Raw genomic sequence first — 25977 nt, forward strand, 5'->3', positions numbered from 1 at the left:
TTACGCTGCTCTTTTTGTTTCGGACTCTGCACGGCTAAATGACCCGTGATTAGCCGCGATGAATATTATCATTCGCCTGTTTGAGTAAGTTTTGGCTCTCATTCATAAATTGTTGAGAATAAGTACCAAACCAATCACTCACCTGCTTAAAGCTTTCGATGAATCGCGCTTTGTCTCTGCTATCCAGAATCGCTACTGCATCACCTAAACGCTGATGGAATCGCTTGATCATATCGATATTCTCTTGAGAAGAGAAAATGATATCACCGTACAAGTTCGGATCCTGACCAAACAGTCGTCCCACCATCGCCAATTCAAGGCGGTAGATTGGCGAGCTTAACTTCAACAACTGATCGATGTTCGGATTCTCTTTGCTAAGGTGCATACCGTAAGCAAACGACGTGAAGTGGCGCAGCGCCTGAATCAACGTCATGCCATGATCGTGCTCTTGTGCATCGATTTGGCACAAGCTTGCGCCCCAAATCCCAAACTGTTGCAATAGCCATTGGTAATGCTCGTGACCACGGCCATCACAGTACACAATAACCTGCTTGGCAAGGCTCGGAACATCTGGGCCAAACATTGGGTGCAAACCAACCACAGGACCTTGATGCACATTCAACATTGCTTGCAGAGGCTTCGATTTGATAGAAGTCAGGTCACACAGAATACAGTCTTGCGGCAAGTTCCCCAGTTTTTCGATCACCCCTTCCGTTAGATGAATCGGCACCGTGACCACGACTAAACCCGCGTTGTCTAGAATCTCATCCGCATGATCCCAGTCTTTACTACCGAGAACTTTGACCTGGTAGCCCGACAATTTGAACATACGCCCAAACAGGCCACCCAATTGACCATTACCACCAATAATAACAACTGAGCGTAAATCAGGGTTCAAACACTTAAAACCGGAATCTTTCTCGCTGGCATAAGACTCACGCATTGTTCGACGCAGAATATCTTCAATAAGCTGTGGAGGAATTCCCATTTTTTCAGCTTCAGCGCGACGAGAAGCTAACATCGCCGCTTCGCGGTCTGGAGCATAAATTGGCAAACCATGTTCGCTTTTTACTTCCCCAACTTTCTCTACGAGCGCTAAACGCTGAGCCAATAGCTCCAACATTTGCTTGTCGACTGCATCAATCTGATCGCGTAATGCGTTAAGTTCAACTGCCATTGATGTTCCTTAAATCCTGTATTAATTAGCCTTTAGACGATTTTCTAAGAAAGGCACTAGCTCTTCATGTGCATGACGTAATAGTGCCTCAGTTGAATCCCAATTGATACATGCGTCAGTGATAGATACACCGTATTTCATCTCTTCAAGAGCTAAGTCAGAAGATTGATTTCCTTCATTGATATGGCTTTCAATCATAAGACCGATAATAGATTTATTGCCTTCACGGATTTGATGAATCACATCCTCCGCGACTAATGGCTGGCGACGGTAATCTTTACGTGAGTTGGCGTGACTGCAATCCACCATTAATGAAGCATCAAGACCAGATTTCGCCATCTCTTGCTCACACTCAGTGACTGATACCGAATCGTAGTTAGTTTGCTTGCCGCCACGTAAGATCACATGTCCATTAGCATTGCCCTGGGTGGTCAACAGTGCGACTTGTCCCTCACGGTTAATTCCCATAAAACGGTGGCTAGAGGACGCAGCTTGCATCGCGTTAATTGCGGTTGCCAAACTGCCATCGGTGCCATTCTTAAAACCGATTGGCATAGACAGGCCGCTTGCCATTTCACGGTGAGTTTGTGACTCCGTCGTACGAGCACCGATGGCTGCCCAGCTAAAAGTATCCGCCAAGTATTGTGGGCTAATTGGGTCTAGAGCCTCAGTCGCGAGCGGGATTTCCATCTCTGCCAACTCCACCAGAAGTTCGCGTCCAACATGCAGACCGTGTTCAATATCGAAACTGCCGTCTAGGTGTGGGTCATTGATCAGGCCTTTCCAGCCGACCGTGGTGCGCGGCTTCTCAAAGTAAACACGCATAACAATATACAGTTGGTCACTTAGTTGTTCAGAGAGTGCTTTAAGTCGCTTTGCGTAATCCTTCGCCGCTTCTACGTCGTGGATAGAACATGGACCGCATACAACAAGCAGGCGGTGATCCTTCTTGTGAATAATATTAGCGATAGTTTGACGAGACTCTTGAATAAAGCGACGTGCTTTTTCACTCAAAGGAAGCTTGGTTTTTAGTTCCTCCGGAGTAATAAGAACCTGTTCTTCGATAATATTAATATTGCTCAACTCACTTTTCTGCATAACTCTAACCTGTATATTTATTTTTACACCCAACCAAACCTTTGGTGAGACAACTAAGCTTTAACGACAAGATAACAGGCTAAAAAAGAAAAACAAGTGTACAGAATAAAAAACATTTAGTGTAAGCTTTGGTTTACAGTCAAATAAAAAGCCAAAGCATAATTAACTTTGGCTTCTCATCGCTGTTTTGAATCTTTTACAAGAGGTTTAGCTAGTCAAGCGTTTCATCGCTTCACTCGCCGCTTTCCACTCTTGAGATAGCTTAAGTTCGCTTGGAGAAAATGACTGTTTTTTCAGTAATCCATCCGCGAGTGGCACGGTTGAAACCGGTAAGTTGTCTAATACCTCAACGTGCGCTTCTCGTTTATTACACATTAACAACATATCGCAACCAGCTCTCAATGCTTGAGCACCTCGCTCGGCTGGGCTGCCCATAATCGCAGCGCCTTCCATGGTCAAGTCATCCGAAAAAACCAAACCTTTAAAACCCAATTGCTGACGCAGGACCTGTTTTAACCAGTATTCAGAACCGCTGGCTGGTTGAGCATCATAATGTGGGAAAATCACGTGAGCAGGCATCATGGCATCTAAAATACCGGCATCAATTTGCGCTTTGAAGATCGCCATATCTTGTTCAAAAATATCACTGCGCTCATCGTATGGTGTTTCTAGATGTGAGTCTGCAATCACGCCACCATGTCCAGGGAAGTGCTTGCCTGTCGTTGCCATGCCAACACTCTTCATTCCCTGCATATATGCAGTGCTATAGCGAAGAATGGTATCGGCATCTTCACCGAATGCGCGGTTACCGATCGCTTTACATTGATGGCCTTGGTCAAGTACCGGGGCAAAGCTTAAATCAATATCATGGGCAATCAGCTCTGCGGCCATTAACCAACCGCCCATACGAGCAAGCTCTTCACCATTTTGATGTTTAGCGTACTCATCAGCAGCAGGAATTAATGAGAAACCTTCACGAAAGCGCTGCACTCGGCCGCCTTCTTGATCCACACCGATCAAAAACGGGCGCTTAGACGCCTTTCGGATGGATTGAGTAAGTGCTTGAAGCTGTTCGCTATCATGATAGTTGCGAGCAAATAGAATTAAGCCACCAACCGTAGGATGCTCCAAGATTTCTTTGTCTTCAGCGGTCAGTTCATACCCCGCAACGTCAACCCATAACGGTCCCATGTTTTCTCCTCAAAATCGGCTGAATATCTCGTATTCGATGAGGTTATTCGCTTCAGATTTGCTTTACAATAAGTGAATGAAGAATTGACGAGATCGGCTATGAAATTTAACGAACTGTACATTGGTGTGATGTCTGGGACGAGTATGGATGGTGTTGATACCGCTCTAGTTGAAATAAGCGATGAGCATGTTCGCCTGATTGCGCACGACGACTACCCAATGCCCGCAGCACTAAAAGACATGCTGTTATCTGTTTGTACCGGTCAAGCAACAAATTTAAAAGCCATAGGTGAACTTGACCATCAGCTCGGCCACCTATTTGCAGATGCTGTGTTACAGCTGCTCAATAAGTCTGGTTACGTCGCAGAGCAAATTCGTGCGATTGGTAATCACGGTCAAACAGTGTTCCATCAGCCTACCGGAAACTTGCCGTTTACCACTCAATTGGGCGATGCCAACATTATCGCGGTCAAGACAGGCATTGATACGGTAGCGGATTTTCGTCGTAAAGACATGGCGCTAGGTGGACAAGGTGCCCCACTCGTCCCTGCTTTCCATAAAAGCATTTTTGCGATGCAGGATTCCACAACTGTGGTGCTTAACATTGGAGGCATTGCCAATATCTCTGTACTGCATCCAGAACAACCAGTCATTGGCTATGACACAGGCCCGGGCAATATGTTGATGGACGCATGGTGTGCGCTGCATAAAGGGCAAAGCTTCGACGAAGATGCACAATTTGCACTTAAAGGAACGGTAAACGCTACTTTGTTGACTCAATTACTCAAAGAAGCTTACCTCACCATGCCAGCCCCTAAAAGTACCGGACGAGAACTGTTCAATATTGACTGGCTGCATCAACAAATGGTCCATCACAAGTTACCAATCGAAGACGTACAACGTACACTTTGCGAGTATTCTGCAATTACCATTGCCAACGAAGTCGACAAGTTTTCTCATGGCATCACACCTCAACTATTGGTCTGTGGCGGTGGAGCAAGAAACCCGCTTTTGATGCAACGACTGGCCAAGTTATTGCCACAATGGAGCGTTGCGACAACGGCAGAAAAAGGTGTTGATGGCGATTACATGGAAGCAATGGCGTTTGCTTGGCTTGCGCAGCGCCATATTCACGGCCTCCCTAGCAACTTACCGGAAGTTACGGGGGCAAGTCGTCTCGCTTCACTGGGTGTACTCTATTCAAAAAATTAAGGGCAATAGATCCTAAACAAAAAGGCTTAATTCATTATGACGAACGATGCACTTATCGCAGCTTTATCCCATCTGGTATCTGAAGGGCGAAATCCAGACACCATGGACATCGACTTGCTGCCTTCTCTCGATATTGTTCAACGCATCAACCAACAGGACAAACTCGTTCCTCTTGCCGTTGAAAAAGTGTTGCCTGAGATCGCTGAAGCCGTTGATAAGATCACGGAAGCATTTAAGGTCGGAGGTCGGTTGTTTTACATCGGTGCGGGTACCAGTGGTCGACTTGGCGTTTTGGACGCTTCAGAATGCCCACCAACTTTTGGCACAGATCCAGAGATGGTCGTTGGTATTATTGCCGGTGGAAAAGAGGCAATGTTCCGTGCAAAAGAAGGGGCGGAGGACGACCCTACATTAGGCGAGCAAGATCTTAAAGAGAATACGCTAACACAACGCGATGTCGTCGTTGGTATTGCGGCAAGTGGACGAACACCTTACGTGATTGGTGGCTTAGAGTATGCGAACGAGCTTGGTGCCACCACTGTAGCACTATCTTGTAACCCTGACTCTCCGATTGCAGATATTGCCGATATTGCGATTAGCCCCGTTGTTGGACCTGAAGCGTTAACGGGGTCCACTCGCTTAAAATCAGGGACGGCACAAAAACTCGTACTAAACATGCTCACTACCGCAAGCATGATTCGCCTGGGCAAAAGTTATCAGAACTTAATGGTAGATGTGAAAGCGACGAATGCAAAGCTAGTTGCAAGAGCGGCTCGTATTGTTATGCAAGCAACAGATTGTACTAACCAAGAGGCTAAAACGGCGCTCAAAGAAACGGACTACGACGCCAAGTTAGCTATTTTGATGATTTTAACCGGGCTGGATAAAGAAAGCGCGACTGAGCAACTGAACGCCAAGCAAGGATATTTAAGAAAAGTCGTGATCGATCAAGCGAATCAATCTTAATCAATAAAGCGCCTCACTTATTTAAAAGTCAGGCGCCTTTTATGGCTTAATTTAGTAGTTCAATCGTTCAATGTGAGTAATACCGACTTTACCTTCAAGGTCGCTGAACATATGAACCATTGCTGGGTATGGTTGTGCTCCAGGGTAGACAACTTCTGCATTACAGAAAAACGCATAGTTTTGTCCGGCTACGACTTGAGTAGCCACAACCAAAGGGGAGTATTTGACACCGACAAACCCCTCGATACCTTTAGCAAATACTTCTTTATTCTCTGCTGTGAGTTCATGAAATGGACTCCAGCCACCAGCCATTTGCGTTGACATAATGTGATTCCTTTTTTCTGTGCTCACTATCAAGCAATATGAACATAGTTTAACAAGGAAGACTTTGCCACATTTATGTGATGCAGACAGTGTAACAACGGCTTTATTGACTATTAATTTGAGTATTCATTCCAACCACGTTGCCATTCCATGCGGAATTTTTGCGCTTGCTCAGTACCTTCACAAACCCCTTCGTAATACTGACCAGATAACCCCATTTGATACGCAAAAGCAGGATTACAGTACTCACGTAAACCTTCTAAATAACCTTGGTCGTAGTCACTTTGCTTAACACTACCCAATTCACGAAGCTCGCTCATCGTGCGCGATGTGTGTCCGGTTATGCCATCTTGATATCCGATCTGATGCCAATCTCCCGACTTGGCAAGATCTGCTGTCGTTGCTGTGCATCCTGCAAGTAAAGCCAGTGCCAGACCTACCGTTACCTTTTTCATGGTTCTTCCTTAAGTAATTGTTTTCAAAAATAAGCTTACCACTAATTATTGGCGCTTGCCGCTGAGCTTGCAGATTTAACCACTGATGACTCAAATCAGCCGCTCAAGACTGTCATCAACCTTTCGCCATTTTTAAAAACCGCTCAAGCAGCATATCGACCACTCAGTGCTCTATTCGACCACTCATCTACTAACCGAATGCATTTAACACAAGTGACGCATAACATGCATCCTGAGATTAAAAAATTACCCTACCCAACTAAGACCAAGGACAATTGCTATGATGTGGTTTCTAACCTGTGTCGCAGCCCTAATCGGCGGATACTTCATCTACGGCGCTTTCGTCGAGAAGATTTTCGGTATCAATGAAAAACGCCAAACGCCAGCTCACACCAAATCGGACGGTGTTGACTTCGTTCCAATGTCAACAAAGAAAGTTTACCTAGTTCAACTACTTAACATCGCAGGTGTTGGTCCAATTTTTGGCCCGATCATGGGGGCACTATACGGTCCTGCGGCGATGCTTTGGATTGTAGTCGGTTGTATTTTTGCTGGTGCAGTACACGATTACTTCTCAGGCATGCTTTCAGTGCGTAACGGCGGTGCATCTGTACCTACCATTACAGGTCGCTACCTAGGTAATGGCGCAAAACACTTTATGAATATTTTTGCCATTGTCCTATTGCTTCTAGTTGGCGTAGTGTTCGTTTCAGCCCCTGCTGGCATGATTACTAACCTCATCAATGATCAAACAAGCTTGAGCGTAAGCATGACGACGATGGTTATTGCTATCTTTGCTTACTACATCATTGCTACGATTGTTCCTGTCGATAAAATCATTGGTCGTTTCTACCCACTGTTTGGCGCCCTACTTATCTTTATGTCTGTTGGCCTAATGACAGCCGTTGCTTTCTCTAGCGAACACACAGTAATGGGTGACTTCCAAGTTTCGGACATGTTCTCTAACCTCAACCCAAATGACATGCCGTTATGGCCTGCATTGTTCATCACTATCGCATGTGGCGCTATCTCTGGCTTCCACGCAACTCAGTCTCCACTGATGGCGCGTTGTATGGAAAATGAGAAAAACGGTCGCTTCGTATTCTACGGTGCAATGATTGGTGAAGGTGTTATCGCGCTAATTTGGTGTGCTATCGCTCTGTCTTTCTTCGGCTCTCTAGACGCTCTATCAGAAGCTGTGAAAAACGGTGGCCCTGGTAACGTGGTATACAGCGCATCATTTGGTCTGCTAGGTGTGTTCGGTGGTATCCTTGCGTTCCTGGGGGTGGTTATCCTACCAATTACGTCTGGCGATACAGCGTTCCGTTCAAGCCGCTTGATCCTTGCTGAATACTTCAACATGGAACAAAAAACGCTACGTAACCGTCTACTGATGGCACTTCCACTGTTCGTTATCGGCGGTATCTTAACTCAAGTAGACTTCGGCATTATCTGGCGCTACTTCGGTTTTGCAAACCAAACAACAGCGGTAATGATGCTTTGGACTGCGTCCGCTTACCTACTGCGTCACAACAAGCTGCACTGGATTACCACTATCCCAGCTATCTTCATGACCACGGTATGTGTCACGTTCATCTTAAACAACAGCTCGCTAGGTTTTGGTCTGCCAATGCAACTATCAACTATCGTAGGTATTGTGTTTGCCCTAGCTGTGACAGGTTACGTTATCAAAACCTCTAAGGGTAAAGGTGAAACTGAACTGGCTGACGAAGAGAAACCACAAGCCGTATCAGAAACAGCGTAATACTCGTCACATCTGAGTGACTAAGATAGGAGCCTGCCAATTGCAGGCTCTTTTTGTTTTATACCCAAGTCACTTTAAGACTCAGAAAGCACAGCGCAGCATCATTTACTTAGCTGTTCTTATCTATCTGAGTCAAGCATCTTGAGGTTACTTAGGTATACAATAACAACATTGATTCTAGGTTAGGTTCACTATGGAACTGGTCATCTCCCTTTTACAACAGATGTGTGTGTACTTAGTTTTGGCTTACATGCTAAGTAAAACGCCAATCATCTTACCTTTGCTGAGTATTTCTTCGCGCTTAAGCCACCGCCTAATTTGTTACGTACTCTTCTCTGGCTTTTGTATTCTCGGCACCTATTTCGGTCTGCACATCAACGATGCTATTGCCAATACTCGTGCGATCGGCGCAGTTATGGGCGGGCTGTTTGGTGGACCTGTTGTAGGTTTCGCCGTCGGATTTACTGGTGGCATCCATCGATACTCTCTTGGTGGCTTTACTGACCTAGCCTGCGCAATTTCAACCACCGCCGAGGGCGTAATTGGTGGCTTGCTCCACGTTTACCTTATCAAGCGAAATAAAGGCGCATTGCTGTTTAATCCAAGCGTCGTATTCAGCGTCACGTTTGTTGCAGAAGTGGTGCAAATGATTTTGCTGCTCGCCGTCGCGAAACCTTTTGATCAAGCCTATGAACTGGTGTCCGCTATTGCAGCGCCTATGATCATCGCGAACTCATTTGGTGCGGCGTTGTTCATGAGTATCCTGCAAGACAGAAAAGCAATCTTTGAAAAGTTTTCTGCGACGTTTTCGCGTCGAGCGCTCACCATTGCTGATCGCTCAGTGGGAATTCTAAGCAACGGCTTCAACACCGAAAACGCAGAGAAAATCGCGCGTATTATTTACGAAGAAACCAAAGTGGGCGCTGTCGCGATCACTGACCAAGAAAAAATCTTAGCGTTTGTGGGCATTGGCGATGATCACCATAAACCAAACACGCCGATTTCATCGCAAAGCACATTAGACTCCATGGAGAAAAACGACATCATTTATCTTGATGGTGCGGAGCGTCCATACCAATGCTCCATTGCAAAAGATTGCAAGCTCGGATCTGCGCTGATCATCCCACTGCGTGCAGGGAAAGAGGTCATTGGTACCATAAAGCTGTATGAACCGAAGCGTAAATTGTTCTCGACGGCCAACATGTCGATGGCGGAAGGAATAGCCCAGCTTCTATCTAGCCAAATCCTTTATGGCGATTACCAACAACAACAAGCCTTACTCGCCCAAGCAGAAATAAAATTGCTTCACGCTCAGGTGAATCCACACTTTTTGTTTAATGCACTCAATACTATTAGTGCGATTACTCGTCGTGACCCTGACAAAGCGCGCGAGCTAATCCAAAATCTATCGCACTTCTTCCGCAGCAATTTAAAGCAGAACATTAATACCGTGACGTTAAAGGAAGAGCTTGCACATGTGAACTCGTACTTGAGCATCGAAAAAGCGCGTTTTACGGACCGCTTAGAGGTTGAAATCGATATTCAACCTGAATTGCTGGACATCAAATTACCAAGCTTTACACTCCAGCCTTTGGTTGAGAATGCCATTAAGCATGGCATTTCAAACATGCTTGAAGGTGGTAAAGTTCATATATACAGCGAAGCACACCCACAAGGTCACTTGATTACCGTCGAAGACAACGCAGGCAGTTTTGAGCCGCCAAAAGAAAACCACTCAGGGCTAGGTTTAGAAATTGTCGACAAGCGTCTCACTAATCAATTTGGACGTGATGCAGCGCTAAAAATTACGTGCGAGCCACATCAATTTACTAAAATGAGCTTTATCATTCCCCCAAAATCATAAAAGCACGCTGAAGCAATAAAGGTAATGTTGGATGTTAACCGCACTCGTCATTGATGATGAACAGTTTGCTCGTGAAGAGCTAGCAGAGTTACTGGATGAAACAGGCCAAGTTGAGGTCGTGGGCGATGCCTCAAACGCAATCCTCGGCCTAAAAAAAATCAATGAACTCAAGCCTGATGTGGTGTTTCTCGATATCCAAATGCCTCAAGTCACGGGGATTGAATTACTAGGGATGCTTGATCCAGAAACCATGCCTTATGTGGTTTTTGTCACGGCTTATGATCAGTATGCGATTCAAGCATTTGAAGACAATGCCTTTGATTACTTGCTCAAACCTGTCGACCCATGCCGGCTAACTAAAACGGTCAAACGGCTAAATAAAGTCATTAGCCAATCCGCCCTAACGCAACAACTGTCTGCTATTACACCTGACACGTTGGATCAAATACCGTGCATCGGACACAACCGCATCGTTATCATGGCCACCGACACGGTGGAATGTGCTTACAGTGATATCAGCGGCGTGCATGTACGCTCCACCAGCCAAACCGCGAGCACCCAACTGACATTAAAAACGTTGGAAGAGAAAACCCCTCTAGTCCGCTGCCATCGTCAATACTTAGTCAGTATTAAAGCGATTAGCGAAATCAAGTTACTGGAAAATGGGTTAGCGGAAATCATCACCAAAACAGGCTTTGAGATACCAGTAAGCCGCCGCTACTTAAAGGTGCTCAAAGAGATGCTCGGCATTAGCCACTAACACAAAAACTTCACACATCATCGCTGAGTTTCCGCTAGCGTATAAATAGGACGCTCTGAAAAGACGAGGCGATGATGTATAAAGTTTTATTCATATGTAAGCACAACGCTGGACGAAGCGTCCTCGCGGAGTCAATCGCAACCAATATCCTGCCAGCAGATTTTAGTGTCACCAGTGGAGGCTCACATCCCACAGGCAAGGTGCACCCAGTGGTGCAAAAATATTTAGATGACCACCAACTCCCCATTCCGCATATCCACACGCATTCATGGGAGGAGCGAACTCAGTTTCTTCCCGACATCGTTATTATTCTCTGTGATTCTTTACATCAAGAAACTGCTCCTCAGTGGCTTGCAGGTGGTGTTCGAGTAAACTGGCAAGTTGATGCTTTTCCGACCGATGGTTCTGATGAAGACATGTACGCACATTGCGAAAAGGTTGCTCAATCGCTTGAGCGAAGAATCACGAAGATGTCTGATATGATTATCGATGGTTTAGGAAAAGACCAAATTCGTGATTACCTAAATGAGTTAAGAGAGATGTAAAAAAGGCGACCCACAGGTCGCCTTTTGAATATTCGATAAATGGAGATTAATCCACTTGCTTGATTTGCAGTTCTTTAGGTACTTCAAAGAACATATTCTCTTCGCGACCAAGTACTTCATCAACCGCTTCGGCACCAACGAGTTCTTTGATTCGCTCTAGAATCTGATTAACGAGCTCTTCCGGAGCAGATGCTCCCGCAGTCACGCCGACCTTTGTTTTGCCTTCGAACCACTCAGGTTTGATATCTTCCGGACAGTCGGTTAAGTAGCCAGGTGTCCCTAGCTTTTCAGCTAGCTCTTTAAGACGTGTAGAGTTTGATGAGTTTTTAGAACCCACCACAACCATCACATCTACGTCACCAGCTAATTCACGTACGGCATCTTGGCGGTTTTGTGTCGCGTAACAGATATCGTCTTTACGTGGACCTTGGATATCTGGGAACACGCGGCGTAGCTCTTCGATAACATCGGCAGTTTCATCGACAGAAAGCGTCGTTTGGCTTACGTAATGAAGATCGGATGGATCTTTCACAATCGCCTTCAGTTTCTCAACATCGGCTGGAGTTTCAACCAAGTACATACCACCGGTTTCACTGGCGTATTGCCCCATCGTACCTTCGACTTCAGGGTGACCTGCGTGACCAATCAGAACCACTTCCATATTACGACGGCTCGCACGCGCCACTTCCATATGCACTTTGGTTACTAAAGGACACGTTGCGTCAAATACGGTCAAATCACGCTGCTTGGCTTCCTGACGAACTGCCTGCGATACACCATGAGCGGAGAAAATCACAATGTTGTTGTCTGGCACTTCGTGCAGTTCTTCAACGAAGATAGCACCACGCTGTTTTAGACCTTCAACCACAAAACGGTTATGCACCACTTCATGACGCACATAAATCGGTGGCTGATACATCTCTAGCGCACGCTCTACGATGCTAATCGCGCGGTCAACACCAGCACAGAAACCACGTGGGTTAGCTAACAGGATTTTCATTTCATTGCTCATGGAAGTTATCTTTTATTTGGTTCGCTATTCTACTGACAAAATTTCAACTTCGAAAGTCACGTCTTGTCCCGCTAGAGGATGGTTGAAGTCCACAGTGACTGAATCGCCTGCAATCTCTGTAATAATGCCCGGGATTTCCATGCCATCAGGGCCACTGAAGGCCATGATTGTACCAACTTCCACTTCTGCATCACCTACAAATTTAGTGCGATCCATATAGTGAATATGATCAGGGTTTGGCATACCAAACGCGTCTTCTGCCTTTAGCTCAATCGCTTTTTGTGCGCCTGTTTCGAGGCCTATCAAGCACTGCTCAAAGTTTTCACTCAAGCTGCCATCACCCATAACAAATTTCGCAGGTTTACCCATGTTATGAGTACTATCTGCAACCGATCCGTCTTTCATTTTAATCGTAAAGTGAAGGGTTACTACCGATTCATTGGTTATTGTTGTCACGTTAATGCTTCCTTGTTCTTGGGTTATTACGCTGTCAGCTTGGTCTTTTTATACATTGATATGCTGATTGGCGCTCCAACATAATAAAAAGCGTCGCTCGAATCAACGGACGACGCTTAGGGTTATTCGATATACCGCAAAAGATTACTTGTCAGCGTCTTTTTTACGGAAGCCATCCAGAATAATCATTGCCGCACCAATACAGATCGCCATGTCAGCAAGGTTGAATGCTGGCCAGTGGTAGTTACCCCAGAAGAAGTCTAGGTAATCAACAACAAAGCCATGAACGACGCGGTCAAACACGTTGCCCACTGCACCACCAATAATCAGTGCATAAGCAATGTTGTTCCATTTTTCTTTTGCTGGAAGCTTACTCATCCAGTAGGTCAAAAGACCCGTAACAACAAACGCGATACCTGTAAATAACCAGCGCTGCCAACCAGCTTGATCGCTCAAGAAGCTGAAAGCGGCACCGTAGTTATGAACGTAAAGTAGGTTGAAGAATGGCAACACCTCAATTCGGTTTGCCCATCCGTAGCCCATGTTGTCCATCACCACCAATTTGATGCCAATATCTGCAATAAATACCAGAATTGCTAACCACAGCCAGCGAACTCCAGATTGCTTTAACGTCAGTGCTTTTTCACTCATTACTTTACCTACAAACAGCCCCAGTAAATACTGGGGCTGTTAATTTTAAAAAAAGTTCAGTCGTTCTAGGCAATTACGCGAATTTACGTACTTCACCTTCGCCTTCTACGTTAGATACACAACGACCACAAATCTTCTCGTGACCTTCGATTGTGCCTACGTCTGGCGTGTGGTGCCAACAACGATCACACTTCTCGCCTTCAGCTGCTGCTACTTCAACAAACAAGCCTTCGATATCCGTCGCTTGTGCTGCATCAGTCTTCTCACCTAGAGGCTTAACTTTCGCCGCAGAGGTTAGTAGAACAAAGCGCAGTTCATCTTCAAGTTTGTTGATCTTCGCCGCTAGTGCGTCATCAGCAAATAGAGTCACTTCAGCTTGTAGTGCACCACCAATGGTTTTCTCTTTACGCGCATCTTCTAGAAGTTTGTTAACCGCACCACGAACCGCTTGGATCTCAGACCAGAATTCGTTGTTCAGCTCTTCACCTTCAGCAAGACCGAATAGACCGTCGAACCACTCACCAGTGAATACGAACTTGTCGCGCTCTCCTGGCATTTCGTTCCAGATTTCATCTGCAGTGAACGACATGATTGGCGCCATCCAACGAACTAGCGCTTCTACGATGTAGTAAAGTGCAGTCTGACAGCTACGTTGAGCGTTGCCGCCACGTTTTGCTGTGTACTGACGGTCTTTAATTACGTCTAAGTAGAAAGAGCCCATTTCGATTGAACAGAATTGCATTAGACGCTGAGTTACACCGTGTGTGTTGTACTCTTCGTATGCTTTAACAATCTCTTCTTGTGCTGCTAGTGCACGACCAACCGCCCAGCGATCTAGCGCAACCATCTCTTCAACAGGAACGATGTCTGTTTCAGGGTTGAAGCCGCTTAGGTTAGCTAGGAAGAAACGCGCTGTGTTACGGATACGACGGTACGCATCTGCGCTGCGTTTTAGGATTTCATCAGAAACCGCAACTTCACCAGTGTAGTCTGTAGAAGCAACCCATAGACGAAGAATGTCAGCACCTAGCTTGTTGGTTACGTCTTTTGGCGCAACCACGTTACCGATAGATTTAGACATCTTACGACCCTGACCATCAACCACGAAACCGTGTGTCAGTACTTGTTTGTAAGGCGCTTCGTCTTTCATCGCGATAGATGAAATTAGAGAAGACTGGAACCAACCACGGTGTTGGTCAGAACCTTCTAGGTATAGGTCTGCACTATTGCCGTTGTACTCTTCACGAGCATCAACAACAGAGAAGTGAGTAACACCTGAATCGAACCATACGTCTAGCGTATCTAGCACTTTTTCGTATTGGTCAGCGTCAGCACCTAGTAGTTCAGCAGCATCTACATCCCACCATGCTTGAATGCCTTTCTCTTCAACCAGCTTAGCGACTTTCTCGATCAGCTCTAGCGTGTTTGGATGAAGTTCTGCTGTTTCTTTATGAACAAACAGAGCAATTGGCACACCCCAAGTACGTTGACGAGAGATACACCACTCAGGGCGACCTTCGATCATACCTTCGATGCGGCTTTGACCCCACTCAGGCATCCACTCTACATTCTTGATTGACTCTAATGCTTTAGCACGTAGGCCAGCTTGATCCATAGAAACGAACCATTGAGGTGTAGCACGGAAGATGATTGGAGTCTTATGACGCCAACAGTGTGGGTAGCTGTGCTCGTAAGCGTGGTGGTGTAGTAGTGCACCTTTTTCTTTTAGTACTTCTACTACTGCATCGTTCGCTTTAAATACGTGCTGACCAGCAAATAGCTCTGTATCTGGTAGGTAAACACCGTTTGAGCCAACTGGGTTTGCTACTTCTAGGTTGTACTTGTTACCAACCGCGAAGTCTTCTTGACCGTGACCAGGAGCAGTGTGAACAACACCAGTACCTGAATCAGTCGTAACGTGATCGCCAAGGATCGCCGGTACAGTGAAATCGTAGAATGGGTGTTGGAATTGAGAAAGCTCTAGGTCCGCACCTTTAGCAAAGCCAAGGTTGTGGAAGTGCTCGATACCCGCACGGTCCATTACGTCTTTCGCTAGCTCAGCAGCAACGATGATACGCTCAGCGTTGTCGCCTTCTGTTTGGATAAGCACGTACTCTAGATCATCACGTAGACATACTGCGCGGTTTGCAGGCAGTGTCCAAGGTGTTGTTGTCCAGATAACGATAGATACGTCACCGTGACCTTCATGACCTTCTGTCAGTTCAAATTTAGATAGCAGTGCTGTTTCGTCAGCCGCTTTAAAACGAACGTCGATAGATGGTGATACTTTATCTTTGTATTCTACTTCCGCTTCAGCAAGAGCAGAACCACAGTCTGTACACCAGTGAACAGGTTTGAAACCTTTTAGCAGGTGACCATTGCTTGCGATCTTACCAAGAGCACGAATAATGTTCGCTTCAGTTGCGAAATCCATAGTGCGGTATGGCTTGTCCCACTCACCCATGATACCAAGGCGTTTGAAGCTCTCTTTCTGACCTTCAACCTGACCTGCTGCGTATTCACGACATTTCTCGCGGAATTCCGCTGCTGTCACTTTTTGGCCTGGCTTACCTACTTTCTTCTCTACCATTAATTCGATTGGTAGACCGTGGCAGTCCCAGCCTGGGATGTAAGGTGCGTCAAAACCTGAAAGTGTTTTGGATTTAATAATAATGTCTTTAAGAATCTTGTTTAGTGCGTGACCAATATGAATGTCACCATTTGCGTAAGGAGGGCCATCGTGCAATACGAATGACTTTTTGCCTTTCTTAGCTTTACGGATTTCACCGTAAAGATCTTCTTTGTACCAACGCTTAAGCATTTCTGGCTCACGATTGGCCAGGTTGCCGCGCATTGGAAACCCTGTTTCAGGTAAGTTCAGGGTATCTTTATACTCACTCATCGATTCTTAATTCCGTTATATTGGGCGAAAATTAGACATTATGTTGAACGGTGGAATAAACCGCTCAACGCTTAAGCTGACGCAGCCACACCCTTGCTGCTTCAGCATCCAATTCGATTTGTTGTTTAAGTGCTTCAAACGACTCAAACTTTTGCTCATCTCGAAGTTTATGCAAAAGTTCCACTTCTAGTTGCTTGCCATATAAATTGGCATGAAAGTCGAATAAGTGCACTTCTAACTGTTGGCGAACACCATTGACGGTTGGTCTTTGACCAATATTAGCAACACCACCAACTGGCTTATTTCCTAAGCCAAGCGCTTGAACAACATAGACTCCGGAAACCGGAGAAACACAGCGTTTCAAAGGAATATTTGCAGTAGGGAACCCAATGGTTCGACCTAGCTTTCTTCCGTGAGAAACACGACCGCTGATGCTGTAGTTTCTTCCCAGCATCTGTTGCGCGGAATGCAAATCGTCACGCGCCAGCGCTTGACGGATAGCCGTACTGCTGACACGTAATTGTTGTAAACAAAAGCTCTGGGTACTTACGACATCAAAGCCGTATTTTTCCCCTGCTTCCTGCAGCATTGCAAAGTTACCTGTACGGCCTTTGCCAAAGCAGAAATCATCACCAACGACAAGAAACTTAACACCCAAACGCTCGACCAACAAGTCACGGATAAACTCTTCCGCGGTTAAACTTGCAAAATGGCGATTGAAATTGACACACAGTAAGCGGTCAATATCGAGCTTACTCAATTGCACGAACTTATCGCGTAATCGCGTCAACCTTGCAGGTGCCTTGTCTTTGGCAAACAGCTCCATCGGCTGAGGTTCAAAGGTCATCACAACAGAAGGCAAGGATAGCCTGTCCGCTTGCTCAGACACTTGCTGCAATACTTGTTGATGGCCTTTATGGACACCATCGAAATTGCCAATAGTCAGCACACAACCATGATGTCGCGGGTTGATATTGTGAATGCCTCTAATCAGTTCCATTGGATACTGCTTTCTGCCTCTGTTTTACTTTACACTGTGTGAAACTGACGGATTATATACTAATCACCCTCAGTCTGTCCCAGCTTTTAGGTCTTTTAAACGCGCACCAGTTAAAAATAGAACCACTAGGTAAACCACGGCTCCTAAACCGATCAACATCCCTAGCACCGCGCTTCGGTGAGCAAAGCTCCAGCCCAGCCATACTGACATATCTTCCAGTTGCCATAAGATTGCCGCCACCATCGCCGCGCCAGCAATAGATAAACGTATAATAAAGAAGACGGTTCGCTTAGTGATTTGGTATACCTCTGCGATGTGCAGGCCACGATACAGCAGTGCCATATTCACAAATGCCGATAGTGCTGTCGCGATAGCCAAGCCAACGTAGCCATAGAAGTACGCAAAAATTGCATTAAATACCATGTTGGTCACCATCGCAATGATGCCATATTTCACTGGCGTTTTGGTGTCTTGACGCGAGTAATAACCCGGAGCAAGCACTTTAATCAGCATAAAGTTCAACAAGCCTGAAGCGTAAGCAAAGAGTGACAATGATGCTTGATGTACGTCTTGTGGCGAAAACTCACCTCGCATGAATAACACCATCAACATAGGTTTTGCCAGTACCATCAAACCAAGCATTGCAGGAAGGCCAAGTAAGATCACCATGCGCACCCCCCAGTCCATGGTTTGTGCGAATCCTTCATTTTGTGCGTCAACATGTTTGCGTGATAATGCTGGTAAAATCACCGTTGCAATAGCAATACCAAACAGACCTAACGGGAATTCCAACAAGCGATCTGAATAGTACAACCAACTGATCGAACCGGTTTGCAGAAAGCTGGCAATAAAAGTATCAAACAACAAGTTGATTTGGCTTACCGACACACCGAACAAAGCAGGAATCATTAAGGTTCGGATCTTCACCACGCCCGGATCGCGCCAGCCCCATTTCGGCTTAACCATAACCCCCGCTTTAATAAGGAAAGGGATTTGAAATAAGAACTGAACCAAACCACCAAGGAAAACACCGATGGCAAGACCTATCTCTGGCTGTGACATCTGCGGCGAGATAAACCATGCTGCCAAAATGATCATCACATTGAGGAAGACAGGAGTAAACGAAGAAACCGCAAACTTACCTAGTGTATTAAGAATGGCTCCCGATAGGGCAACAAAAGTGATGAACCATAAATAAGGAAAGGTAATCTTGAGCATCACGCTAGCAAGTTCGAACTTCTCAGCCGCGGGACCACCATGCATCCAGTCTAGGAACCAACCAAAACCAAACAGTGCAGTCACCACACCGGAACCTAGAACACCTAAGATGGTAACAATTGAGACTATCACCCCCAACGTGCCCGCTGCACGAGCAATGAGCTCCCGAGTTTTATCCATGTCGCCTTGAGCATGGCTTTCCGTTAAAACGGGTACAAACGCTTGGGAAAAAGCACCTTCAGCAAACAAACGTCGTAAAAAATTAGGAATTTTATTGGCGAAGAAAAAGACGTCTGCGCTTGCTCCTGCCCCCATTAAATTTGCCACTACAACATCACGAACTAGGCCAAGAACGCGGGAAATAAATGTCATAGCACTGACGATCATGCCAGACTTGAGTAGTCGTTTACTCACTGTAACCTCGGAATATCACCATAAGACAGCTAACCCTATACTGTTTCTCTGACAGGTGCTGCAAATAGACGTCAAAAATCTATCCGCGGGCTGTAAGGAATAAGTGTGCCTTTCGCGGATAATTATTAGCATTGGTATAAAAATGCTGTTAGAATCCCCGCCATCTTAACCGCGATAACCTCTCTTACCAAAATTTGTTTTGGCTTAGATCGGTTTTTGCACAAATCATTTGACATTTAAGCGCAAATGAGGGATATTCCTCGCCCTTAAATTGTCACAGAACTAAGTTTTTGGGAGTTAGACCCTTGGCAAATAGTAAATCTGCTAAGAAGCGCGCTATCCAAGCTGAGAAACGTCGTCAGCACAATGCTAGCCGTCGCTCAATGATGCGTACTTACATGAAGAAAACTGTTGCTGCTATCGAAGCAGGCGACAAAGAAGCTGCAACTGCTGCATTCGCTGTAGTTACACCTATCCTAGACCGCATGGCAACTAAAGGCCTTATTCACAAGAATAAAGCAGCTCGCCATAAGTCTCGTTTCGCTGCACAAATCAAAGCTCTTTAATAGAGTCCTGATTTTACAGTGAAGAAAAAACCGACCTTGTGTCGGTTTTTTTATATCTACAAAATTTTCTTAATAAAAAAAGCTGGCAATGCCAGCTTTTCTTTTTCTGAATGTCCCATTTAAAGACATCAGCTTATTCATTACCCATATAACGCTCAAACTAGAAAGCACTAATAAAACACTTGAGAACAAAGCAAATTGGTCGATGAGTAGTACCCTATCATCAAAAGTTTAACGCCACTCTCAAATATTCCAACAAGTTAGATTCACACTCTAAGATGAGCAGTATATTAGGACTATTTAATTAATGTTGAGCACTCTCAGCACAATAAAGACTATGCAGTGTTTTTATTAACGCTTTCACTTCATCACTCTTTAATGTGTAGTACACCGTTTGTGCTTCTTTCCTTGTCGTGACTAACTCATCACGGCGAAGCCAAGCAAGATGCTGAGATAATGCCGACTGGCTTAGCTCTAACTTTGCACACAGCTCTCCCACGGACAGCTCTTGGTTATGCAGCATACAAAGGATTTGTAGGCGTCTCTCGTTTGCCATCGCTTTGAGCAACACGACGGCTTTTGCGGAGTTCTGCTCCATTTCTTGTAGATTCATGTGTTGGACCTCTAGCTACAACTTACTTATTCCAACCCTGGCCAGCTTGTTGTGTTGCACTGATTTATATATCTAAGAAAATCAAGATACACTTCCAGAGTCTTCATTATTAGAACCTCTAATTTAGTTGTTAGTGATACACCAATATTATCCACCAAGGACTTTAATTGGTGCGCCATCAATAATTAATAGTTTTGCTCACTAAAACAAGTATCTTGCTTACTTAGATATTATTTAGAATTATATTTTTATTGATAGTAATCTATTTATTTACGCAACGATACGGGTTTACTCAAACATTTGACTGAAATCAGCATCACAAACATTTTTTACCGCGGGGTGTTGGATCATTCGTTCCGCAAAAATCACGTAGTACTCTTCTTTTAGCCCATCGACATGGCCAATTAGCTGTAAATTTCGGTCGTCTTCAATCTCCGACATGTATACGGTCGGTGCCAAGAAAATCACATCATCGTGGTACCGAGCAAAAGCTTTCATCAACGCAACATCATCAAACTCCCCCAGCACATTGGGTTGAAGGCCTTGACGATCAAACCATTGAATAACTTTACGCCCCATAGCCGTTCGGCTCGCGGGAATCAGAAGTTTTTTTTGTTCCAAGATCTCAGGGAATCGCACATTTTCAATTTCAGAAGAAGCAAAAAAGCTCATGCTACTTTCACCTAACTTTTTGCTATAAAGGCCAGGACTTTGAGTAGAATCAACGGGACAATCTGAAAGGATCATATCTAGCTTGTGCTGAGAAAGGCGTTCAAGTAGCAGTTCGTGGGTTGATTCATAACAGCGTAAATGAATACTGTTATCTTCCGGGACGGTCGTCATCAGTACTTTACTGACCAAGCGTTTAGATAACGCATCGGCTACACCAACTTCAAATAGAATGTTCGAGTGCTGGCTGTAATTGACGATATCTAACATCTCATAACTCAAACCGAACATCCGGTCGGCGTACTTAAACACAAGCTGACCTAACTCAGTGGGCTCAACTGTACGACCATTGCGCTTGGTTAACTTTCCTTTCATGCGCTCTTCAAGCGCTTTAATCTGTCCTGTCACGGTTTGCGGTGTCAGGAAGAGCGCGTCAGCCGCCTTAGTTACAGAGCCCTGTTTGCACACCATCCAGAAATAATAGAGATGGTTGTAGTTTAGATGTGACATGATCGAGTCCCGAAAAGAAAGTGATACTTTTTATACCAAATGTGACAGAGACAAACAATAAACTCGACAAAACCATACAATACCTTACAAAAGCATAAGTTTTACCGAAAGTATAAAGTCAACACTGTCATAAAAGTTGAACTGAGGCGCATTTTCTCTACAAAAAAAACGCAAAAACCAAACAAAACGAAATCAAAATTTAACCATTAAAATCAACAAGTTAAAAATTAATTTTCTTCCTCTTTTACGCCATTATCAAAAAGAACAATAAAAATCTCTCACAGCAAGAAATCTGTAATATTACTGAAATATTTGTTCTCTAACATCGCCCGCAGATTCAACTACAGACCGAAAAATGAACTGAAAGGTCAACGGAGAAAATTATGATGAACCAAGCTACTTCAACAGTGGCACCAATTTCGAGCACAGCTCGTTGGTTACGCTGGGCTAACTTGGCATTCATGTTATATCTGCTTCTTCTAGCAGTATCTATGGTTGGTAGTGGCTTTAAATGGGCAACTGGCGATCAAGCTAAGGTGCTATTTGAATTTGCCGCACACCCAGTTGCAGGTCTAATGATCGGCTTGGTGGCAACAGCCTTAATTCAGTCTTCAAGTACTGTAACGTCTATTATTGTAGGCTTGGTTGCAGGTGGCTTACCTGTAGAAACCGCTATCCCTATGGTGATGGGTGCTAACATTGGTACCACAGTGACCAATACGCTTGTATCTCTTGGCCACGTGCGCTGTAAAGAAGAGTTCAAACGTGCATTTGCAAGTGCAACCATTCACGACTTCTTCAACTTGCTTGCTGTCGCTATTTTCCTTCCGTTGGAAATGATGTTCGGCATTTTAGAGAAAGTTTCTCACTGGCTTGTTTCTCCACTGCTTGCTACTGGTGATATGAGCATTAAAGGCTTCAACTTTATTAAACCAATTACAAAGCCAGTCGTAGGCGCAATTAAAGAGCCACTTTCTACCTTCGGTGATACTGTTGGCGGCGTCATGCTTATTGCTTTGGGTATTGCGACTATCTTCGTTGCAATCACAGTGATGGGTAAATTAATGAAGAGCCTAATGGTTGGTCGCGCACGTGAAATTTTGAAAAACGCCATCGGTCGTGGTCCTATTCACGGCATCGTATCAGGCTCAATCGTGACCGTTCTAGTACAATCTTCCTCAACCACGACAAGTTTAATGGTTCCGTTGGTTGGTACTGGCGTGTTGAAAGTACGAGATATCTACCCTTTCACTCTGGGTGCTAACATTGGTACTTGTATTACGGCACTACTAGCAGCGACAGCGGTATCTGGAGAGTTCGCAGTATTCGCACTTCAAATCGCTCTAGTCCACTTAGTATTTAACATCATGGCGACGCTGTTTATCTTTGGAATTCCATTCCTACGTGAGATTCCGGTTAAAGGCGCTGAGATGATTTCTGAAATGGCTATTAAGAATAAAGCTGTTGTTGGTGGCTACCTAATGTCAGTATTCGTTATTCTACCAGGTGCGATTCTAGCCCTAACAACGTAACAACAACGACATACCATCGCTTATTGTTTAGGCTCCACATCGTGGAGCCTTTTTTATGATAATTAAACTGTTCAAATCGATTGTCCGGTGATAATTTGAGCCACATCAGCATGCTTATGCTGAGCTATCTCATTTGGAGTCGACAACATGACGCAGCTTAATGGCGCTATTTCTGATCAGCTACTCGCAATAGACGAAAACCTAACCCAACTGGTTGCTGATATTGATATCCTCAGTAGCGTGAATCCTCTTAATTATGCTCAAGAAAGAGAACGTTTCATTAAAAACAAATATTCTCAAGAGCCTAATTTTCAATATTCAATTACTAATGTAGATACTCACAGCGCAAAGCGACGTCTATATGAGCTACCTCTAGAAAACATTCAAGACACCCAATTGCAAAGGCTGTACGCGGATGTAATTCAGTCTTATGCAGATAAACTGGATCAAGTGAATACCATCGGCACGCAAGAGTTTCTTTATAACTCCTTACGCTATTATGGGGAACCGAGCGCCAAAGATATTGCCAACGCCCATTTCATATTGCACCTTCCTACAGAAGAAGAAAAAGAACCTCAGCACGATAGCCGTGCAATAGCACGTTTCATGCAAAATTTTGCTCAACGCAATGGGTATGAATGTGAAATACAGGTGTTGGACGGGATGTTAGCAAACGCACTAGTTTCAGGGTCTCGAGTCAAAATTAACCACGCGGCGTACATCACCACTGATGAGCTGGAGGCTCTTGCACATCATGAAATGGGAGTACATCTCCTGACTACGCTTAACGGTCGTCAACAACCGCTAAAAGTCCTGAGCTTAGGTTGTCCTGCCAATACCAACACTCAAGAAGGGCTGGCTATATTATGTGAGTATCTGTCAGGACATTTCAGTATCAAGCGCCTAAGAACCTTATCCTTACGAGTTCTGGCAGTAGAGTCGATGATCAAGGATCGCGATTTCCGCCATACGTTCATGCTATTAAAAGAACAGTATAAAGCTTCTGATCTTCAAGCATTTACAACGACTGCCCGAGTCTATCGAGGTGGAGGTTTAACGAAGGATTACTTGTATCTTAGAGGATTCCGAGAGGTGCTCAATGCCTATGATAAATTGGGCGATGACTTTTCACTATTGTTGTGCGGGAAAACAGAGCTGAAGTACTTTGAGCTTATCCGTTCATTAGTGAGTAAAGAAATATTCACTCAACCTAAGTTTATTAGCCCGGCACTGTCCACACCGATGCAGACCAACCCAATTCACCGTTATATTGTCAGTGCACTAAAATAATACCTTCTAAGTACAAAAAAGAAAAAAGCTCCATTCGGAGCTTTTTCTATATCTTGAAGAACGATACTCGTTACACTGAGAATGGGTAACGAATAGGATCGTGATGCTCGTAGCCTTCAACCCAAAAGTCATCCAGTGTGACCCATGTTTCCAAATCTTCTAGAGATTTAATCTCTGGGTTGATATGGAACGTCGGCGCTTTTAATGGCTCACGCTTCAACTGAACATCGCGCATCAGTTCAAGCTGGTCTTCATAAATGTGAGCATTCACAATCTTATGAAATGCCTGACCAGGTTTCTTGCCCGTAATTTGCGCCATAATCGCCAAGAATACGTAAACTTGAACCATATTGAAGTTTAAGCCAAGCGGTACATCACACGAACGCTGAGTACTATTCAGGTAAAGCGTATCATCCAGCAATGAAAAATGGTGACTGTACATACAAGGACGCAAGCACCCCATGTGGAACTCACCCGGGTTGTAGAAGTTCAAGATTTCACCGCGATCATCAACACCACGCGTTAAGTCATCCACTATCTTACGTAGTTGGTCAACATGACCACCATCAGGTTTCGCCCAGGCGCGCCCTTGAACCCCATAGACACGGCCCATGTCGTCTTCACCTTTACGGTATGGGTTATTCAACCAGGCATCATTTAGGTTGGCATTGGCATCCCAGGTTTTCGTGCCCAGCTTACGAAAATCTTCCGCATTATCGTAACCACGAATATACCCTAATAGCTCTGCAACGGCCGCTTTCCAAAAACTTTTACGTGTGGTGACCAACGGAAATTGATTGTTCGCAACATCGTAGGTTAAATCCGCGTTGATTACGGTCAGGCAGCGCTTGCCTGTACGCTCATTTTCAACCCAAACACCTTGGTCAACGATGCGTTGACACAAATCTAAATACTGTTTCACACCAATACCTTACTTCGTCTTTTGTGGTAATTCGTCTTTGTAATGACCACGTTTGTATGCCCAAACCATCATGAGGACACCGATAACCACCATTGGCAGGGATAAAATCTGTCCCATGGAAATAAAGCCACCGAATAACCCCAAATGAGCGTCTGGTTCGCGCACGTATTCTACTAGGAAACGGAAGGTTCCGTAACCCGCAAGAAAGAGTCCTGAAACAGAACCTAGAGGACGAGGTTTCTTGATGAACCAATTCAAAATGAAGAAAAGGACGATACCTTCAAGCGCCATTTCATAAAGCTGTGATGGATGACGTGGCAGTGGACCGCCATTTGGGAAAACGATCGCCCAAGGCACATCCGTTACTCGGCCCCACAACTCGCTGTTCATGAAGTTACCTAAACGCCCCATACCCAAACCAAATGGCACAAGCGGCGCGATAAAGTCAGCAACACCGAAGAAAGTTCGCCCGTTTTTGTGTGCATACCAGAACATCGCAGTAATCACACCCAGTAAGCCCCCGTGGAAAGACATACCACCGGTCCACACTTTAAATAGATACAAAGGGTCAGCCAGGAAGAGCTCAAAATTGTAGAAAAGCACGTAGCCTACACGGCCACCAATCACCACGCCAAGGAAGCCTGCGAACAACAAATCAGAAACCTGCTCTCGTGTCCAACCACTTCCAGGCTTATCCGCACGTCGGTTCGCTAACCATAGAGCAAACATAAAGCCAACAAGGTACATCAAACCGTACCAACGAACCGAAACAGGACCAATAGAGATTAAAACCGGATCAATATTGGGAAATTCAATATATCCCTGAGACATAAATCATTCTCTTCTTATCACAACAAAATAAATA

Annotated in this window: 24 protein-coding genes; 9 read left to right on the plus strand and 15 right to left on the minus strand. The window is 44.9% G+C overall.

The annotated features are described in order from the left end of the window. Positions 1-49: 49 nt before the first annotated feature. From tyrA to nagZ, 3 genes are all read right to left on the minus strand, one after another. On the minus strand, positions 50-1177 hold the full coding sequence (tyrA, locus tag R7Q09_RS18675; RefSeq protein ID WP_005381901.1) for a bifunctional chorismate mutase/prephenate dehydrogenase: 1128 nt from the start codon (positions 1175-1177) through the stop codon (positions 50-52). A gap of 21 nt (positions 1178-1198) precedes the next feature. Then, positions 1199-2275 (minus strand): 3-deoxy-7-phosphoheptulonate synthase, encoded by a 1077-nt coding sequence (locus R7Q09_RS18680; RefSeq protein ID WP_005381904.1) that lies wholly within the window; start codon positions 2273-2275, stop codon positions 1199-1201. Positions 2276-2482: 207 nt separating this feature from the next. Beyond that, positions 2483-3466, minus strand: a complete 984-nt coding sequence (gene nagZ, locus R7Q09_RS18685; RefSeq protein WP_213901865.1) for a beta-N-acetylhexosaminidase — start codon at positions 3464-3466, stop codon at positions 2483-2485. A gap of 99 nt (positions 3467-3565) precedes the next feature. Between nagZ and R7Q09_RS18690 the strand changes: the two genes are divergently transcribed. Both R7Q09_RS18690 and murQ read left to right on the plus strand, forming a co-directional pair. After that, positions 3566-4678 carry an anhydro-N-acetylmuramic acid kinase gene (locus R7Q09_RS18690; protein ID WP_064377041.1) on the plus strand — a complete coding sequence of 371 codons (1113 nt, stop codon included), beginning with the start codon at positions 3566-3568 and terminating at the stop codon, positions 4676-4678. Between the two features lie 36 nt (positions 4679-4714). Further along, positions 4715-5644: an N-acetylmuramic acid 6-phosphate etherase gene (gene murQ / locus R7Q09_RS18695; protein ID WP_213968467.1), complete on the plus strand. Its 930-nt coding sequence runs from the start codon at positions 4715-4717 to the stop codon at positions 5642-5644. 51 nt (positions 5645-5695) lie between these two features. On the opposite strand, the gene R7Q09_RS18700 is transcribed toward murQ, so the two are convergent. Together R7Q09_RS18700 and R7Q09_RS18705 are read right to left on the minus strand one after the other, a co-directional pair. After that, complete coding sequence (locus tag R7Q09_RS18700; protein ID WP_005381911.1) at positions 5696-5968, minus strand: hypothetical protein; 273 nt, start codon at positions 5966-5968, stop codon at positions 5696-5698. Between the two features lie 113 nt (positions 5969-6081). Further along, complete coding sequence (locus R7Q09_RS18705; RefSeq protein WP_005381912.1) at positions 6082-6423, minus strand: DUF2799 domain-containing protein; 342 nt, start codon at positions 6421-6423, stop codon at positions 6082-6084. Positions 6424-6703: 280 nt separating this feature from the next. On the opposite strand from R7Q09_RS18705, the gene R7Q09_RS18710 reads away from it, so the two are divergent. The 4 genes from R7Q09_RS18710 (at position 6704) to R7Q09_RS18725 (ending at position 11357) form a co-directional block, all read left to right on the plus strand. Continuing rightward, positions 6704-8188 carry a carbon starvation protein A gene (locus R7Q09_RS18710; protein WP_005381914.1) on the plus strand — a complete coding sequence of 495 codons (1485 nt, stop codon included), beginning with the start codon at positions 6704-6706 and terminating at the stop codon, positions 8186-8188. A gap of 193 nt (positions 8189-8381) precedes the next feature. Then, complete coding sequence (locus R7Q09_RS18715; RefSeq protein ID WP_005381915.1) at positions 8382-10052, plus strand: sensor histidine kinase; 1671 nt, start codon at positions 8382-8384, stop codon at positions 10050-10052. Between the two features lie 31 nt (positions 10053-10083). Next, entirely contained in the window at positions 10084-10812 is a 729-nt protein-coding gene (btsR, locus tag R7Q09_RS18720) for a two-component system response regulator BtsR (RefSeq protein ID WP_005381917.1), read from the plus strand. A gap of 71 nt (positions 10813-10883) precedes the next feature. Beyond that, complete coding sequence (locus R7Q09_RS18725; protein ID WP_017636163.1) at positions 10884-11357, plus strand: low molecular weight phosphatase family protein; 474 nt, start codon at positions 10884-10886, stop codon at positions 11355-11357. Between the two features lie 46 nt (positions 11358-11403). Here the strand turns inward: R7Q09_RS18725 and ispH are convergent, their stop codons facing one another. The 6 genes from ispH to murJ all read right to left on the minus strand — a co-directional run bounded on the left by ispH (position 11404) and on the right by murJ (position 19010). Further along, entirely contained in the window at positions 11404-12369 is a 966-nt protein-coding gene (gene ispH / locus R7Q09_RS18730) for a 4-hydroxy-3-methylbut-2-enyl diphosphate reductase (RefSeq protein WP_005381920.1), read from the minus strand. A 24-nt stretch (positions 12370-12393) separates the two neighbouring features. Beyond that, positions 12394-12825: an FKBP-type peptidyl-prolyl cis-trans isomerase gene (gene fkpB, locus R7Q09_RS18735; protein ID WP_005381922.1), complete on the minus strand. Its 432-nt coding sequence runs from the start codon at positions 12823-12825 to the stop codon at positions 12394-12396. 144 nt (positions 12826-12969) lie between these two features. Further along, positions 12970-13476, minus strand: a complete 507-nt coding sequence (lspA, locus tag R7Q09_RS18740; protein WP_005385948.1) for a signal peptidase II — start codon at positions 13474-13476, stop codon at positions 12970-12972. Between the two features lie 73 nt (positions 13477-13549). Continuing rightward, positions 13550-16378 (minus strand): isoleucine--tRNA ligase, encoded by a 2829-nt coding sequence (ileS, locus tag R7Q09_RS18745; protein WP_318070476.1) that lies wholly within the window; start codon positions 16376-16378, stop codon positions 13550-13552. A 64-nt stretch (positions 16379-16442) separates the two neighbouring features. Next, on the minus strand, positions 16443-17378 hold the full coding sequence (gene ribF, locus R7Q09_RS18750; protein WP_005381933.1) for a bifunctional riboflavin kinase/FAD synthetase: 936 nt from the start codon (positions 17376-17378) through the stop codon (positions 16443-16445). Between the two features lie 69 nt (positions 17379-17447). After that, complete coding sequence (gene murJ, locus R7Q09_RS18755) at positions 17448-19010, minus strand: murein biosynthesis integral membrane protein MurJ (RefSeq protein WP_213964600.1); 1563 nt, start codon at positions 19008-19010, stop codon at positions 17448-17450. A gap of 305 nt (positions 19011-19315) precedes the next feature. Here murJ and rpsT point away from each other — a divergent pair, with 305 nt between their 5' ends. Beyond that, a complete protein-coding gene (gene rpsT / locus R7Q09_RS18760) occupies positions 19316-19576 on the plus strand; it encodes a 30S ribosomal protein S20 (RefSeq protein ID WP_005381938.1) in 261 nt (86 codons plus the stop codon). A 304-nt stretch (positions 19577-19880) separates the two neighbouring features. Here rpsT and R7Q09_RS18765 read toward each other — a convergent pair whose 3' ends face one another. Both R7Q09_RS18765 and nhaR read right to left on the minus strand, forming a co-directional pair. Further along, complete coding sequence (locus R7Q09_RS18765; RefSeq protein ID WP_005381940.1) at positions 19881-20189, minus strand: ArsR/SmtB family transcription factor; 309 nt, start codon at positions 20187-20189, stop codon at positions 19881-19883. Between the two features lie 288 nt (positions 20190-20477). After that, positions 20478-21368, minus strand: a complete 891-nt coding sequence (nhaR, locus tag R7Q09_RS18770; RefSeq protein ID WP_005381942.1) for a transcriptional activator NhaR — start codon at positions 21366-21368, stop codon at positions 20478-20480. A gap of 386 nt (positions 21369-21754) precedes the next feature. Between nhaR and R7Q09_RS18775 the strand changes: the two genes are divergently transcribed. Both R7Q09_RS18775 and R7Q09_RS18780 read left to right on the plus strand, forming a co-directional pair. Beyond that, positions 21755-22900 carry a Na/Pi symporter gene (locus tag R7Q09_RS18775; protein WP_025768431.1) on the plus strand — a complete coding sequence of 382 codons (1146 nt, stop codon included), beginning with the start codon at positions 21755-21757 and terminating at the stop codon, positions 22898-22900. 147 nt (positions 22901-23047) lie between these two features. Beyond that, complete coding sequence (locus R7Q09_RS18780; protein WP_318070475.1) at positions 23048-24190, plus strand: flavohemoglobin expression-modulating QEGLA motif protein; 1143 nt, start codon at positions 23048-23050, stop codon at positions 24188-24190. 70 nt (positions 24191-24260) lie between these two features. Here R7Q09_RS18780 and R7Q09_RS18785 read toward each other — a convergent pair whose 3' ends face one another. Together R7Q09_RS18785 and lgt are read right to left on the minus strand one after the other, a co-directional pair. Beyond that, the gene (locus tag R7Q09_RS18785) at positions 24261-25112 is read right to left on the minus strand and encodes a thymidylate synthase (RefSeq protein WP_005381947.1); all 852 of its coding nucleotides are present in this window, start codon (positions 25110-25112) and stop codon (positions 24261-24263) included. 9 nt (positions 25113-25121) lie between these two features. Further along, on the minus strand, positions 25122-25943 hold the full coding sequence (gene lgt / locus R7Q09_RS18790) for a prolipoprotein diacylglyceryl transferase (RefSeq protein WP_005381948.1): 822 nt from the start codon (positions 25941-25943) through the stop codon (positions 25122-25124). Between the last annotated feature and the right edge of the window lie 34 nt (positions 25944-25977).

Source organism: Vibrio sp. 2130-1 (assembly GCF_033339515.1).